The organism is Planococcus daihaiensis, from assembly GCF_049262615.1.
Taxonomy (GTDB): domain Bacteria; phylum Bacillota; class Bacilli; order Bacillales_A; family Planococcaceae; genus Planococcus.
Genome location: NZ_CP175504.1, coordinates 2,935,024 through 2,950,105 on the forward strand (window position 1 = coordinate 2,935,024; position 15,082 = coordinate 2,950,105).

The 15,082-nt window shown below is 47.0% G+C and carries 12 protein-coding genes; 10 read left to right on the forward strand and 2 right to left on the reverse strand.

The features are described from left to right. Positions 1 to 205: 205 nt before the first annotated feature. On the forward strand, positions 206 to 1,321 hold the full coding sequence (ald, locus tag DHX103_RS14625) for an alanine dehydrogenase (RefSeq protein ID WP_422122959.1): 1,116 nt from the start codon (positions 206 to 208) through the stop codon (positions 1,319 to 1,321). 89 nt (positions 1,322 to 1,410) lie between these two features. Here the strand turns inward: ald and DHX103_RS14630 are convergent, their stop codons facing one another. Beyond that, positions 1,411 to 2,508 carry a M24 family metallopeptidase gene (locus tag DHX103_RS14630; RefSeq protein ID WP_422122960.1) on the reverse strand — a complete coding sequence of 366 codons (1,098 nt, stop codon included), beginning with the start codon at positions 2,506 to 2,508 and terminating at the stop codon, positions 1,411 to 1,413. A 90-nt stretch (positions 2,509 to 2,598) separates the two neighbouring features. Here DHX103_RS14630 and DHX103_RS14635 point away from each other — a divergent pair, with 90 nt between their 5' ends. Together DHX103_RS14635 and DHX103_RS14640 are read left to right on the forward strand one after the other, a co-directional pair. Further along, a complete protein-coding gene (locus DHX103_RS14635; protein ID WP_422122961.1) occupies positions 2,599 to 3,279 on the forward strand; it encodes a metal-dependent hydrolase in 681 nt (226 codons plus the stop codon). Positions 3,280 to 3,373: 94 nt separating this feature from the next. Continuing rightward, entirely contained in the window at positions 3,374 to 4,681 is a 1,308-nt protein-coding gene (locus DHX103_RS14640) for a DRTGG domain-containing protein (protein ID WP_422124791.1), read from the forward strand. Positions 4,682 to 4,718: 37 nt separating this feature from the next. Here DHX103_RS14640 and DHX103_RS14645 read toward each other — a convergent pair whose 3' ends face one another. Continuing rightward, positions 4,719 to 5,018, reverse strand: coding sequence for a YtpI family protein (locus DHX103_RS14645; protein WP_422122962.1), 300 nt, complete (start codon positions 5,016 to 5,018; stop codon positions 4,719 to 4,721). Between the two features lie 92 nt (positions 5,019 to 5,110). On the opposite strand from DHX103_RS14645, the gene DHX103_RS14650 reads away from it, so the two are divergent. The 7 genes from DHX103_RS14650 to pyk all read left to right on the forward strand — a co-directional run bounded on the left by DHX103_RS14650 (position 5,111) and on the right by pyk (position 15,074). Beyond that, on the forward strand, positions 5,111 to 6,055 hold the full coding sequence (locus DHX103_RS14650) for a DHH family phosphoesterase (RefSeq protein ID WP_422122963.1): 945 nt from the start codon (positions 5,111 to 5,113) through the stop codon (positions 6,053 to 6,055). A 22-nt stretch (positions 6,056 to 6,077) separates the two neighbouring features. After that, complete coding sequence (gene dnaE, locus DHX103_RS14655; protein ID WP_422124792.1) at positions 6,078 to 9,140, forward strand: DNA polymerase III subunit alpha; 3,063 nt, start codon at positions 6,078 to 6,080, stop codon at positions 9,138 to 9,140. Between the two features lie 578 nt (positions 9,141 to 9,718). Then, positions 9,719 to 10,372: a FadR/GntR family transcriptional regulator gene (locus DHX103_RS14660; RefSeq protein WP_422122964.1), complete on the forward strand. Its 654-nt coding sequence runs from the start codon at positions 9,719 to 9,721 to the stop codon at positions 10,370 to 10,372. After that, entirely contained in the window at positions 10,356 to 11,228 is an 873-nt protein-coding gene (accD, locus tag DHX103_RS14665; protein WP_422122965.1) for an acetyl-CoA carboxylase, carboxyltransferase subunit beta, read from the forward strand. The genes DHX103_RS14660 and accD overlap by 17 nt, the downstream gene beginning before the upstream one ends. After that, positions 11,221 to 12,186, forward strand: a complete 966-nt coding sequence (gene accA / locus DHX103_RS14670) for an acetyl-CoA carboxylase carboxyl transferase subunit alpha (RefSeq protein ID WP_422122966.1) — start codon at positions 11,221 to 11,223, stop codon at positions 12,184 to 12,186. The genes accD and accA overlap by 8 nt, the downstream gene beginning before the upstream one ends. A 146-nt stretch (positions 12,187 to 12,332) precedes the next feature. Continuing rightward, on the forward strand, positions 12,333 to 13,292 hold the full coding sequence (gene pfkA / locus DHX103_RS14675) for a 6-phosphofructokinase (protein WP_422122967.1): 960 nt from the start codon (positions 12,333 to 12,335) through the stop codon (positions 13,290 to 13,292). A gap of 21 nt (positions 13,293 to 13,313) precedes the next feature. Next, a complete protein-coding gene (gene pyk, locus DHX103_RS14680; protein ID WP_422122968.1) occupies positions 13,314 to 15,074 on the forward strand; it encodes a pyruvate kinase in 1,761 nt (586 codons plus the stop codon). The last annotated feature ends 8 nt before the right edge of the window (positions 15,075 to 15,082 follow it).

The window sequence follows — 15,082 nt, forward strand, 5'->3', positions numbered from 1 at the left end:
AATATATATTCTATGATGAATAATCCTCCGGAATTCTGATTGCTTTTCTTCAAATGTGCGAATACATCGGGCAGGTTTGAACAAAATATCGAAAATAGGAATAAAATTGGGCAAAGTTTAATAATATCTGATAGAATGGATTTGCTTTGAAGTATAGATATTCTAATCAATATTTCCTAATTAAAGATAATTGGAGGGTTTCACCATGCGTATAGGAGTTCCAACAGAAGTGAAGAATAACGAAAACAGGGTAGCAATGACACCATCAGGCGTAGTGAATTTATCATTAGCAGGCCACGAGGTATTTATTCAAAAAGGTGCCGGTCTTGGATCTAATTTTACGGATGAAGATTATGCTTCTGCAGGGGCAAGCATTGTTGCAACGGCCGAAGAAGCTTGGAACCAGGAAATGATTATGAAGGTTAAGGAGCCAACTGCCGCTGAATACGGTTATTTCCGTGAGGGCATGATTCTGTTCACGTATTTGCATTTGGCGCCTGAAGCAGAACTGACGAAAGCGATGCTGGACTCGAAAGTGATCGGAATTGCTTACGAAACGGTTCAGCTTCCGAATAACTCATTGCCGTTATTAACACCAATGAGTGAAGTTGCAGGTAAAATGGCAACTCAAATCGGTGCACAATTCCTGGAGAAAATCCATGGCGGCGGGGGAATCCTTCTTGGCGGAATTCCTGGCGTTTCACGCGGTAAAGTTACAGTGATCGGTGGAGGCGTCGCAGGAACAAACGCCGCTAAAGTAGCTGTTGGAATGGGAGCGAATGTAACCATCCTTGATTTGAATCCGGATCGCCTGCGTCAATTGGACGATTTGTTCGGGCAGGATGTTCAGACATTGATTTCAAATCCATTGAATATCGCAGATGCAGTTGAAAAAGCGGATCTCGTGATTGGGGCAGTTTTGATCCCGGGTGCCAAAGCGCCTAAATTGGTGACTGAAGACATGATCAAATCGATGAAACCGGGTTCAGTCGTGGTTGACATTGCAATTGACCAAGGCGGGATTTTCGAAACAAGCGACCGCATTACGACACACGACAAACCGACGTATATCAAGCATGATGTTGTCCATTACGCTGTTGCGAATATGCCGGGAGCGGTCCCGCGGACTTCAACAATCGGTTTGACGAATGTAACGGTTCCATATGCAGTGCAAATTGCAAACAAAGGCTATAAAAAGGCCATTCTTGAAAATGAAGCATTGAAAAAAGGCGTGAATACGCTGGGCGGCTATGTCACTTACAAAGCGGTTGCCGACGACCAGGGGCTCGAATTCAAATCTGTTGATGAGCTGTTGGCTTAATTTAATCCACTCGAACCGCAAGATATACAGCGGGGTCTATGGAAATCAAAAAGCTGCACCGGGTACTTTCCCGGTGCAGCTTTTTTTGATTAATTATTTATAATCTGGAGTTCTTTCGGATATTTGGTTAAGACTTCGACGCCGTCTGCCGTAACAGCAAGGTCATCTTCGATTCTAACGCCGACGGAACCAGGTACATAAATTCCGGGTTCAATTGTAAAAACCATGCCTTCTTCCATCTTCATATCGTTCGACCCGTGAAGGGATGGGAATTCGTGGACCGAAATCCCGAGCCCGTGGCCTAAGCGGTGTGTGAAGTATTCACCGTATCCGGCACGTTCGATGACGTCGCGGGAAATGCGGTCAAGTTCAGCTGCGGTAATGCCGGGTTTCACTGCATGGAGTGCCGCGAGTTCTGACTCAAGAACGATGTCGTAGACTTTTTTCTGCTCTTCGCCGGGTTCGCCGAGTGCAAGTGTGCGTGTGATGTCGGAACAATAGCCTTTGTGGACAACGCCCAGATCAAACAGGACCAGGTCCCCTTTTTTCAATTTGCGGTCGCCGGTTTTGCCATGTGGAGAAGCGGCGTGGTCGCCGGTCAGCACGGTCGTGTCAAACGACATGTGCGTGACGCCGCGCTTTTTCAGGGCCAGTTCCACTTCCGTCATCACTTCAATTTCCGTAATGCCTTCTTTGATGGTTTTCGCGGCGACTTCGATTGCGTAATCGGCCAGCGCTGCCGCCTCGCGCAGAATTTCCATTTCGGCAGCATCTTTGATGACACGCATGGCATTGATCTTATCATCAATGCCGACCGTGGTTGGTGAACCGAAAAACTCATTGATGGCGTCGTAGCGTTCGACGATCATATGCGATTTTTCAATCGCCAGGGTTGCAATGGAAGAAACTTTTTCCTGTGCGGTGCGCTGAAGAATCTCCATGGCATTTTCCGTATCGGTGTGGCCGACGATGTCGCCGTCCCAGCCGGCAGCTTTCGCGTCCGGAATTTCCATTTGCGGACAAATCAGGAACGGCTCAGCTTCACTGAAAATCATGACGCCGAGCAGCCGTTCATGCGGGTTGCTCTTGAAGCCCGTAAAGTAGAAGACATTGTCAGGATTGGTGATAAACGCGGCATCAATCCGGTTGTCCTTTAAATAAGATTGCAAAGTACTGATTTTATTCATATTAGAATTCCTCCTCTATATGTGTAGCATAACAAAGATAAGGGTATAAGACAGCTAGAAACTGAACGCATCATTCAATGGAGGGATAACATGAAAATATCTTATCACGGACATTCCGTCGTTAAAATAATGACGGAAGGGAAAACCATTCTGATCGACCCGTTCATCAACGGCAACAGCTTGACAGACTTGAAAGTGGAGGATGAAAAGCCCGATGCCATCCTGCTGACGCATGCCCATAATGACCATGTCGGTGACACAGTGGAACTGGCACAGAAGAGCGGAGCCAAAGTGGTGGCGCCGGTGGAATTGGCGAATTACCTGGGGACGCTCGGCCTTGATGCAGTCGGCATGAATTTGGGCGGCGCCAAAGAATTTGATTTCGGCACGGTAAAATACACAAAAGCGTTCCATAGCTCTTCCTATACGACAGAGGACGGGGATGTCATCTACGGCGGCATGCCTGCAGGAATTCTGTTCAAAGCGGAAGGGAAAACCATCTACCATGCCGGTGACACGGAGTTGTTCGGAGACATGCAATTGCTCGGCTACCGCAATGAAATCGATGTGGCGTTCCTGCCAATCGGAGACTTTTTCACGATGGGGCCGGAAGATGCTGCCTATGCGGCTGAATTGCTGAAAGCGAAAACGGTGGTGCCAATCCATTATAATACGTTCCCGCCGATCAAACAGGATCCACAGGAATTTAAGAAAATGGTCAAAGGTTCGGACGTCCGGATTCTTGAAGCCGGAAATTCATTCGAATTATAAGACAAACCCCCGAAGAGCAATTCTTCGGGGGTTTCTGTTTTGGTAAATATGGTACACTTAAAGCATCAGGAAAGCAGAAAGAATGGGTGAAATGATGGCGACGAAACATGAACAGATACTTGACTATATCGAGACATTGGATGTCGGGGAAAAAATATCCGTCCGCCGCATCGCAAAAGAACTTCAAGTCAGTGAAGGCACTGCATACCGTGCCATCAAAGAGGCGGAAAATAAACGACTAGTGTCGACGATTGAACGTGTCGGCACCATTCGCATTGAACGGAAAAAGAAAGAGAATATCGAAAAGCTGACGTACGCGGAAATTGTCAATATCGTGGATGGCCAGGTGCTCGGCGGCAGAGCCGGTTTGCACAAATCATTGACAAAATTTGTCATTGGGGCGATGCAGCTGGAGGATATGATGCGCTATACGGAAGCAGGCAATCTGCTGATCGTCGGCAACCGTTTCAAAGCCCATGAATATGCGCTGAAAGCCGGGGCGGCTGTTCTGGTGACAGGCGGTTTTGACGCATCGGACACCGTCAAGAAATTGGCGGATGAATACGAATTGCCGGTCATCTCGACCAGTTACGATACCTTTACAGTGGCCACGATGATCAACCGGGCGATTTACGATCAATTGATCAAGAAAGAGATTCTATTGATTGAAGATATTTTGATTCCCCTGGAAGAAACTCATTACCTCCATCTTCATGACCCAATCAGCCGCTACCGCGAATTGAACAAAGAAACGACGCATGGCGGATTTCCCGTTGTCGATGATGCCGGGAAAATTATCGGGATTTTGACTTCGCGGGATATTATCGGTTTCGAAGATGCAGATGCAGTTGAAAAAGCGATGACAAAAGATCCGATTACCGTCACGCTGCAGACCAGTGTGGCTTCAGCCGGCCACCGGATGATCTGGGAAGGCATCGACCTCCTGCCGGTAATCGATGATTATGGCAAACTGTTTGGCGTCATCAGCAGGCAGGATGTGCTGAAAGCGATACAAACTGCACAGCGCCAGCCGCAGCAGGGAGAAACGATTGATGACATCATCAAAAGCCAGCTGCAGATGAAGCCGCATGAAAAACTTATACTGGATTTCAAGGTAACACCGCAAATGACCAATTCCTATGGATCAATATCGTATGGTGCCTATACCACGATCCTGGCGGAAGCTGCCATAGCAGCCTTAAAAACCAAAAACCGGAAAGACAGCGTCCTTGAAAATATGGCTGTTTATTTCCTGAAACCCGTTCAGCTCGACTCACTGATTTCCATCAAACCGATGATTTTGGATATGAGCCGGAAATCGGCAAAAGTGGACGTGGAAGTGTCGTTCGAAGGCGAAATTGTCGGCAAAGCTTTATTGACATTTCAATTGTTGGACCGTTAATGACAAAAATAAAAACCCCCTCACACGGAGGGAGCTTTTATTTATTCAAACGCGTTTCTTCAGCGACAAATTGGTGGTAATGTTTTGTCGCTTTGTAATTGTAAACAATCAACGCAATGCCAAGAACGATAAAGATGCCTGCAATGATATAAGTCACAGCACCTGAAAACCGGAACAGCTGGTTAATGCCGAAGAACATGATGAAACTTCCAAGGAAAACGGATGCGGTGGAAGCGTACCATTTTTTTCGGATCGGCAATGTTGCGCGAAACTGCTTCGTCTTATAATAGAAATAAAATACGCCAGACAATATGATCAATAATACGAAAATTAACATAAGGACCTCCTGTATTCAAAACTCTATTTCTATTGTACTGAGAAATGAATCTGAATGCGAATGGATTTCCTTGAAAACTGGAGGAATGGCCAATGAACAGTCAAATCATCGACACAATTAAACAATACGACACGATTATTATCCATCGCCACGTCAGACCGGATCCGGATGCCTACGGCTCCCAGTTGGGGCTGAAATACATATTGGAGCAGAATTATCCCGAAAAGCGAATACTTGCAGCAGGGGAACACGATTCGACAATGGACTTTCTCGGTATGCCTGATGAAGTGGCGGATTCCGAATTCGAAGGATCTCTCGTCATCGTAACCGATACCGCCAACACGGAGCGGATTGACGATCAGCGCTATGTCAAAGGTGAAAAGATCATTAAAATTGATCATCACCCGAATGACGATGCGTATGGCGACCTTCTTTTAGTGGATACAACCGCCAGCTCGTCTTCCGAACTAATCTATGAATTATTCGCTGCCGGCAAAGAGCTAGAAGGCTGGGAATTGCCGGAGGCTGCTGCTCGTCAGCTTTATGCGGGGATTATCGGTGATACCGGAAGATTCATGTTTCCTAGCACCACCCAAAAGACATTTGCCATTGCGGGGAAATTGATCAAGACCGGTTTTGACCGCAACGCATTGCATAATGGCATGTATGAAATGGAAAGAAAACTTCTCCACCTTCAAGGCTATATGTATCAAAACTTCAAAATGGATGAACATGGCGCCGCTTTTGTAAAAATCACTCTTGACGTTCTCAAGGAATTTGAAGTGACTGCCACCGAAACTTCGTTGCTTGTCAGTTCACTCGGCAATGTCAAAGGCATGAAAGCTTGGGTCATTTTTATAGAAGAAGAAAATGAAATTCGGGTGCGCTTGCGCTCAAAAGGTCCAGTGATTAACGGTCTGGCGAAGGAATTCAATGGCGGCGGACATCCAATGGCGTCAGGGGCCACAGCGTATTCTTGGGATGAAGCGGAACAAGTGATTGTTCGGTTGAAAGAAATTTGCGCAGCAGCAGAATGAAAAAGGAGGGATTCTTTTGTCAATGGTCTATCCATACATAAGCACGTCGGCAGATTTGCTGAAAAGCACGGTGCGCCTTGATGAACTTTTCCCTTTTTTGAAAGAACAGGGGACGGTATCCGTCGCCATCGTCAATACCAAATTATACGGCGTGCTTCCTTTTTGGGAAGCTTGCCACCAGGCCGGCATCCACGGGGTGCTCGGCTTTTCGACGTCCATAGAATTTGAAGAGCAGCATTACCCGGTCGTGCTTTATGCAAAGAGCAATGAAGGCTACAGCAATTTGCTGAAAATTTCGAGTGCCCTTGCGACACGCAAGCGGGAGTCGATACCCGAACAATGGCTGAACGCATATCAGAACGGACTCATTTGTGTGATTCCAGATAAGCTTGACTGGACATTGACTGACCGCAGCGACGTTTTCGGTTACATTTCCGGTATCTTCGGCGAACGCTGTTTCGGCAGCGTCCAACGGCCCGGAGGCGAAGTTTCAGAAAGTGAAGAAGCTTTTATTGCAGTATGCACCCGTAATTCGATTCCGATCATCGCGACACAGGAAGTTCGTTACCTGAAAAAAGAAGGTGCCTTTGCCCATGAAGTGGCATCGGCGATTGGCCAGGGACTGAAACTGTCAGATGAACAGCGGATTGCCCCGGACCACACCAATGCCTATGCCCCGACTGTGGAGGAGATGGGGGAGTGGTTCGCGGACCGGCCGGAATGGCTGTCTGCTGCAGAGCACATGCTTGAAAGCTGCAAAGTGACGATCCAAACCAATCGGCAGCTGCTGCCGGTTTTTCCATTGGCGAAAGAAATTGATAAAGCCGATTACATAAAAAAATTATGTCAACAAGGCGTAAAGGATAGACTGGGCACTGCCACAATCGGCAGCGAATATGTTTCCCGCCTGGACTATGAACTGGATGTCATTGGGACGATGGGCTATATCGATTATTTTTTGATTGTGGCTGATTTTATGAAATTCGCACGCGACGAAGGGATTATGACTGGGCCAGGACGAGGTTCGTCGGCCAGTTCCCTGGTTGCATTTTCCCTGCGGATTACCGATGTGGATCCACTCGAACACGGGTTGCTGTTTGAACGTTTCCTGAATCCGGAGCGGGTGACGCTGCCGGATATCGATATTGATTTTGCCGATCACAGAAGACATGAAGTAGTGGACTATGTCGCAATGAAATATGGCCAGGCAAGAACCGCTCAGATTATCACATTCGGCACATTATCCGCCAAAGCGGTTGCACGCGATACAGCCAGGGTTTTCGGTTTTGACAATGAAGACCTGGAAGCAATTTCAAAAATGATTCCCAATCGCTTAGGCACCACTTTGCGGTCTGCCTTAAAAGAGAACAAGGCGCTGAATGACTGGATTATCGCACGCGAAGAGCGGAAAACCTGGTTTAAGACTGCGATTCAACTTGAAGGATTGCCGCGCCACGCTTCGACTCACGCAGCAGGCGTCATCCTGAGCCCCACTTCACTGGTGGATTATGTGCCAATTGAAGAAGGCAATGAAGGAATCTACCTGACACAATGGCCGATGGGCGATCTTGAAGCCATTGGGCTATTAAAAATGGATTTTCTCGGGTTGCGGAATCTCACGGTATTGGAGCAAATCAACAAATTGCTGATATGGGACACCGGGCAATCGATTGACTACCGGAAACTCTCATTGGATGATGAAAAAACATTTAAATTATTGGCAGATGGCGACAGTTCTGGCGTCTTTCAACTTGAATCAGAGGGTATGCGCAAGGCGCTGAAACAAATCCAACCGACCGCATTTGGCGACATTGTCGCGGTAAACGCACTATACCGGCCAGGTCCGATGGAATTCATCCCGTTATATGCAAGAAGAAAACATAAACAGGAGTCTGTAACTTATGTTCACCCGATATTGGAACCAATCCTGAAAGAGACCTACGGTGTAATTGTCTACCAGGAGCAGATCATGAAAATCGCTTCCGGGATGGCCGGATTTTCTTTGGGGGAAGCCGACATTCTCAGACGTGCCGTCAGCAAAAAGAAACGGGAAATCCTGGATCAGGAACGGGTCAATTTTGTGAAGGGTGCGTTGAAAAAAGGATTTAAGGAAAGTGAAGCCACTGAAGTTTACGATCTGATTGTACGCTTCGCGGATTACGGCTTTCCGAAAAGCCACGCCGTCGCCTACAGCATGATCTCTTATCAGCTGGCGTATATGAAAGCGAATTATCCGGTGCATTTCTATACAGCGATGCTCAGCAATTCCGCCGGCAATGCTGAGAAAACCAAACAGCTTCTCCAGGAAGTGAAAGAAAAGAACATTCCTTTATTGCCGCCATCGGTACAAAAGAGCTTCCATTCCTATTCTATAGAAGACGGCAAAATCAGAATCGGTCTGAACAGCGTCAAAGGGGTGCCGGGCACGGCAGTAAAAGCGTTGCTCGCTTCGCGGAATGAAGGAGAGTTCACCAGCCTTTTTAATATTGCGGAGCGGATATCAGCGATTCATTTTACCCGCAAAGCATTTGAGCCTTTGATCAAAGCAGGTGCACTTGATGATTTTGAGCTGGACCGTGCAGTGCTTCTTGCATCTCTCGACAGCGCCGTCAAACATGCGGAACTCGTCAAGCCCGATCTGGAACCGGGATTATTCGATGACATGGGCACCAGTTTCATGAAGCCGAAATATACGAAGGCTTCTCCGATTCCAGAAAATCTGAAACTGGATTTGGAAATGGAAGTGCTGGGCTTTTATCTTTCCACTCATCCCCTCCAGCGTGAAAAAGAGCAGCGACAGAAAAACTACGATGATTTGAAGTCGTTAAAGCATAAGCGCGATAAAGAACGCGTTTTTGTGCTCGGCATGGTGGAGGAAGTCAAAAGGATCCGCACGAAAAAAGGGGATGCCATGGCATTCGTCAATTTGCTGGACGACACGGGTCCGGCATCCGTCACTTTATTCCCGGAGGAATATGCGAAATTCAACGCAATGCTTCAGGAAGATGCAATTCTCGAAGTGCAGGGCACCATCGAAAATCGCAATAACCGGACATCGATCATATGCAAAAATATCAGCAATTGACTGCTTGTTTAAGAAAGAATAATGTAAACCGATATTGCGCAAAACAGCTTCGCTTGCCTGGGGGCTCGCGCTGAGCTAACTCGGTCTCGTTTCACTTCGGCCGAGTGGATCTCAGCACTTCGCTTGGTCCCTTGGGCGTCTGCGCTGTTTTGCTCCATATCTCAGAGTGCTTTCTATAAAAGGATAAGGATTTAAGTTTATGATTTTAAAAGTTAGTCATATACTCATTAGAAAGAACTGAATGTAGCGGCAGGCGGCGACTCCTTCGGGATTCAGAGCTAGTCCTGAGACCCCGCAGGGAAGGTTTGGCCGAACAGCATTCGGTCAAACCTTTGCGACGAAGCGGGAAACGCTGCAGGAGCATCGGTTTTCGCAGCGACTGAGGAGGCTCAGGCAGCTCCCCGAGGAAAGCGTCCGCCTAGAGCGAAATGATTGGAGAAGTTGTCGGTTTCTCAACAGCTTGTAACTGCTTTTCTGAAAAGAAAAGCAGTTTTTTCTTTACGTCAGGCAGTTTTTTTTGTATTGTAAGAATATGAGTGGTCAGACCACTTTCAAAAAAATGGAAACAGGGGTCGGTTATGAATCAACCAAAACGATATCTGGACATTGTCCTGGACATACGAAAAATGATCAGTCAGGAAAAGATCATGCCCGGTGACAGAATTCCATCTGAAAGGGAATTGGCCGAAACATTGAAAGTCGGACGTTCGACGATTCGGGAAGCATTACGAAGCCTGGAATTATTAGGGCTGATTGAAACGCGCAGAGGAGAAGGAACTTTTCTCGCTGACCATCGCAACCATCAACTGGTTGAGGTGCTGTCGACATTTATACTGCAGGACAGTCAATCGCAGCGGGATGTTTGGGAAACCCGGAAAATCCACGAAATTGCCGCTGTTCAAACAATTTGCGGCAACGAGGCGGTCAGCGGACTGCCTGTCTGGGATGGTTTTTTGCAGCGCATTGATGATGGAGAAGGATTCTTGAGGGAAGATCTGATACGGGAAATGATCGTCTTATCAGGAAACCGCTTGTCTTTGAAAATTTGGCTGCTGTTAGCTCAATACAGTGGCAATCCTTATAAAGACCGGATAACCACGGATGAAACAGGAATGGTCAAAGAAATATTAAAATCAATCAGTCAGCAGGACGCTGAAAAAGCCGTTTCCGGATTGAAAAATTGGATTGACTGGCTGCAAAAGGAGAGTAAAAAAGATGACAATGATACGTGATATATTCAAACGCAATAGAGAGCGCAACGGTCCCACCATACCTTCCAAAGCAGCAAAAGACGTCCCGGAAGGTTTAATGTTCAAATGCCCAGAATGCAAACACATCGTATTGACAAAAGAGATGGCGAAACTTCAAAAAGTTTGCCCGAAATGTGATCATCACTGCAAGATGACAGCTCACGAACGTGTGGAAAGCCTGATGGATAAAGATTCTTTCAAATCGATTGACGACCATCTGAAAAGCGGGAACCCCCTCGGTTTTCCAGGATACAGTGAAAAAATTGAAGCTGACAGCAAAAAAACCGGATTGAATGAAGCGGTGCTTACCGGAACGGGCACAATTGACGGCCAACCGGTTGTAGCGGCGATTATGGATTCCCATTTCCGCATGGGGTCAATGGGATCGGTCGTTGGTGAAAAGATCACTCGCGCCGTTGAATTGGCTACAGAAAAAGGGGAGCCATTTGTAATTTTCACAGCCAGTGGCGGAGCTCGCATGCAGGAAGGTGTTTTATCTTTGATGCAGATGGCGAAGACGAGCGTTGCTTTGAAACGGCACAGCAATGAAGGTTTATTGTTCATCTCGATCTTGACACATCCGACCACCGGAGGCGTTTCGGCCAGTTTTGCCTCTGTCGGAGATATCAATATTGCGGAACCAAAAGCGTTGATCGGATTTGCAGGCCGCCGGGTAATCGAACAGACAGTAAGAGAAAAATTGCCTGAGGATTTTCAGACTTCGGAATTTTTATTGGCACATGGCCAGCTTGATGCAGTTGTTCACCGTCATCAAATGCGCGAAACTTTATCCTCATTGATCAAACTGCATACGAAAGGGGCTGTGGCACATGGCTAAGAAAGTTCAGAAGTCGCTGCCGTTCGAAGAACCATTAATCCAGCTCCGTAAAAAGATTACCGAGCTGAAGGACTATACCAAAAATGCGGAAGTGGATTTGAGTTCAGAGATAGCAAGTCTTGAAGCACGGCTGGAGAAATTGGAGTCTGAAATTTATTTGGACATGAAACCGTGGGACCGCGTTCAGGTGGCGCGCCACCCGAACCGTCCTACGACGCTAGATTATATGCCTTATATTTTCGACGATTTCATCGAACTGCACGGAGATCGGCTTTACGGAGACGATGAGGCAATCGTCGGTGGCATTGCTTCTTTTGGAGGCCAGCCGGTTACCGTAATCGGCCATCAACGGGGCAAGGAAACCAAAGAGAATGTGCGCAGGAATTTCGGCATGCCGCATCCTGAAGGGTATCGCAAAGCGCTGCGTTTGATGAAGCAAGCCGAAAAATTCAAACGGCCGATTATCTGCCTGATTGATACAAAAGGCGCGTACCCAGGGAAAGCTGCGGAAGAGCGCGGGCAAAGTGAAGCCATTGCCCGCAATCTTGTTGAAATGGCGGGGCTGGAAGTTCCGGTTATCTCCATCGTCATCGGTGAAGGCGGAAGTGGTGGTGCGTTAGCCTTGGGTGTCGGCAATCATATCCTGATGCTGGAGAATTCCACTTTTTCTGTGATTTCGCCGGAAGGTGCTGCCTCGATTCTTTGGAAAGATTCGGCGCTCGCACAAACTGCGGCCGAAGCGATGAAAATCACTGCACCCGACCTTCTTGAAATGGGCATCATTGAACGGATGATTCCGGAAATACGCGGAGGCGCACACCACGATCACGTCAAACAGGCTGAATTGCTGTCAGCTGCCATCAAACAGTCTTTGGATGAATTGAATCCGCTGGACGCGGCAGCTTTGATCGATCAGCGCTACAATAAATTTAAGGCAATAGGTGTGTTTACAGAGTAATGACCGCTTCGGCGGTTATTTTTATGTTCAGAAATTAATTGGGAAGCTGGATATATAATGAAAAAAAACAGGGGAACCGAACTGACAGCAAGCTATAAATCGTGGTAAAGTGAATGAAGCATTAGTAAGGTCAGGAGGCATGGCAGATGAAGCGAATCGGAGTATTAACAAGTGGTGGAGACTCGCCGGGAATGAATGCAGCGGTGAGGGCTGTGGTCCGGAAAGCGATTTTTCACGGAGTGGAAGTTTTCGGAATTTATTATGGCTACCAGGGCCTTTTGAATGGAAACATCCAAAAGCTGGAAGCTGGCGATGTTGGAGATATCATTCAGCGCGGCGGCACGAAATTGTATTCTGCCAGATGCGAAGAGTTTAAGGCGGAAGAAGGGCAGCTTCGCGCAATTGAGCAATTGAAGAAACATGGAATCGAAGGCCTGGTGGTCATTGGCGGCGATGGTTCTTACCGCGGTGCGATGGCTTTGACAAAAAAAGGGTTTCCATGCGTCGGTGTTCCGGGCACGATTGATAATGATATTCCAGGAACAGATTATACAATCGGTTTCGATACGGCACTTAACACGATTATAGAAGCCATCGATAAAATTCGGGATACAGCGACAAGCCATGAGCGGACCTTTATCATTGAAGTAATGGGCCGCGATGCTGGAGATCTTGCGCTTTGGGCGGGCCTTGCAGGTGGTGCCGAAACGATTTTAATTCCCGAAGTCGATTTTGATATGAACGATATGATCGAGCGATTGCAAAAAGGGAAAAAACGCGGCAAAAAACACAGTATTATTATCGTCGCTGAAGGTGTCATGAGCGGCAATAAGCTTGCAGAAATGATGCACGGAAAAGTGGATCTGGAAACGAGGGTTTCTGTTCTCGGCCACATTCAAAGAGGTGGTTCACCAACCGGACGAGACCGTGTGCTGGGCAGTCTTTTTGGTGCCCGTGCTTTGGAAGTTCTGATTGAAGGTCCCGGCGGGCGGGCTATTGGCATGAAAAATCATCAAGTGGTAGACTATGATATGACAAAAGCGTTCCTTGGTGAACATGATACCGATATGAGTTTGTATAAATTATCCAAAGAATTATCAATTTAAATGTTAAATGGAGTGAGCTAATTGAAAAAAACAAAAATCGTTTGTACTATTGGACCAGCGAGTGAATCGCCGGAAATTTTGGAAGCCCTCATCAACGCGGGGATGAATGTAGCCCGTTTGAATTTTTCGCACGGCAATCATGAAGAACACGCAGAACGCATCAAGCGCATCCGTGCAGCTTCTGAAAAAACCGGGAAAACTATCGGTATCTTACTTGATACAAAAGGTCCTGAAATTCGAACACATAAAATGGAGAACGATGGCATTGATTTGGTGACTGGCCAGAAAATCGCCATTTCGATGTCAGAAGTACTTGGTACGTCAGAAATGTTTTCAATTACTTATGAGCAATTAATCGAAGATGTCCATGAAGGATCCATCATTCTTTTGGATGATGGCTTGATCGAATTGAGAGTTGAGAGCATTGATAAGGAAAATGGATTGATCCATACACTGGTTGAAAATGCCGGCACCTTGAAGACAAAGAAAGGTGTAAATGTTCCGGGTGTTTCAGTTCAACTGCCAGGAATGACTGAGAAGGATGTGCAGGATATTCTATTCGGCATCGGCCAGAACGTGGATTTTGTTGCAGCCTCTTTTGTAAGACGAGTCTCGGATGTTATGGGAATCCGTGAACTTTTAGAAAAAAATGGTGGTGCACATATCCAAATTATCCCGAAAATCGAAAACCAGGAAGGCGTAGACAATATCGATGACATTATTATGGTGTCTGACGGCCTGATGGTTGCCAGAGGCGATTTGGGAGTGGAAATTCCTGCAGAAGAAGTTCCACTTGTTCAAAAATCATTGATTGAGAAATGCAATAGTGCCGGGAAACCCGTTATTACGGCAACACAAATGCTTGATTCCATGCAGCGCAATCCGCGTCCGACGAGAGCCGAAGCAAGTGATGTTGCCAATGCGATTTTTGATGGCACGGATGCCATCATGCTGTCGGGCGAAACAGCTGCCGGCATCTACCCGGTGGAGTCGGTCCAAACCATGAACCGTATTGCAATGACCACAGAAGTGGCGTTGAATTATAAGCAGCTTGTTTCTAATAGAAGAAAAGAAAAAGAATCAAATATGACTGAAGCAATTGGGCAGGCAGTCGTTTATACAGCGTTGAACTTGAAAGTAAAAGCCATCATTGCACCAACTGAAAGCGGCACAACAGCCAAAATGATTTCGAAATACCGACCGGAATCACCGATTGTCGCTGTGACATCTTCAGGAAGAACAGCGAGAAAATTGGCCCTTGTCTGGGGCGTTCATCCGATTGTCGGTTCAGCAGTATCGTCAACTGATGAATTGTTCGCGATTGCCGTTGACGAAAGCCTGAAGCATGGCTATGTTGACCACGGAGATCTGGTTGTCATCACTGCCGGTGTACCTGTCGGCAAAGCGGGGACGACGAATCTGATGAAGGTTCATGTTATCGGAGATATTGCGGCAAAAGGCCAGGGAATCGGCAAACTGGTTGGCTTCGGCGAATCGCTTGTTGTCAGATCGGCTGAAGAAGCGACAGCGGCTGATGCTGAAGGGAAAATCATCGTCACAATTGGCACTGACCGTGAAATGATGCCGGCCATTGAAAAATGTGCAGGTATTATCACGGAAGAAGGCGGTTTGACGAGTCATGCGGCAGTAGTCGGTTTGAGCCTGGGAATTCCCGTAATTGTCGGCGTTGAAAATGCCACGAGCCTTATTAAAGACAAAGAAGATATTACAATCGATGCAGAAAGTGGAGTCGTTTATCACGGCCACGCAAGTGTTCTGTAAGATTCAAA

Excerpts from the sequence above, each read along its gene's own strand:
- ald (WP_422122959.1), top strand. The coding sequence starts at position 206 with ATGCGTATAGGAGTTCCAACAGAAGTGAAGAATAACGAAAACAGGGTA.
- DHX103_RS14630 (WP_422122960.1), bottom strand. The coding sequence starts at position 2,508 with ATGAATAAAATCAGTACTTTGCAATCTTATTTAAAGGACAACCGGATT.
- DHX103_RS14635 (WP_422122961.1), top strand. The coding sequence starts at position 2,599 with ATGAAAATATCTTATCACGGACATTCCGTCGTTAAAATAATGACGGAA.
- DHX103_RS14640 (WP_422124791.1), top strand. The coding sequence starts at position 3,374 with ATGGCGACGAAACATGAACAGATACTTGACTATATCGAGACATTGGAT.
- DHX103_RS14645 (WP_422122962.1), bottom strand. The coding sequence starts at position 5,018 with ATGTTAATTTTCGTATTATTGATCATATTGTCTGGCGTATTTTATTTC.
- DHX103_RS14650 (WP_422122963.1), top strand. The coding sequence starts at position 5,111 with ATGAACAGTCAAATCATCGACACAATTAAACAATACGACACGATTATT.
- dnaE (WP_422124792.1), top strand. The coding sequence starts at position 6,078 with ATGGTCTATCCATACATAAGCACGTCGGCAGATTTGCTGAAAAGCACG.
- DHX103_RS14660 (WP_422122964.1), top strand. The coding sequence starts at position 9,719 with ATGAATCAACCAAAACGATATCTGGACATTGTCCTGGACATACGAAAA.
- accD (WP_422122965.1), top strand. The coding sequence starts at position 10,356 with ATGACAATGATACGTGATATATTCAAACGCAATAGAGAGCGCAACGGT.
- accA (WP_422122966.1), top strand. The coding sequence starts at position 11,221 with ATGGCTAAGAAAGTTCAGAAGTCGCTGCCGTTCGAAGAACCATTAATC.
- pfkA (WP_422122967.1), top strand. The coding sequence starts at position 12,333 with ATGAAGCGAATCGGAGTATTAACAAGTGGTGGAGACTCGCCGGGAATG.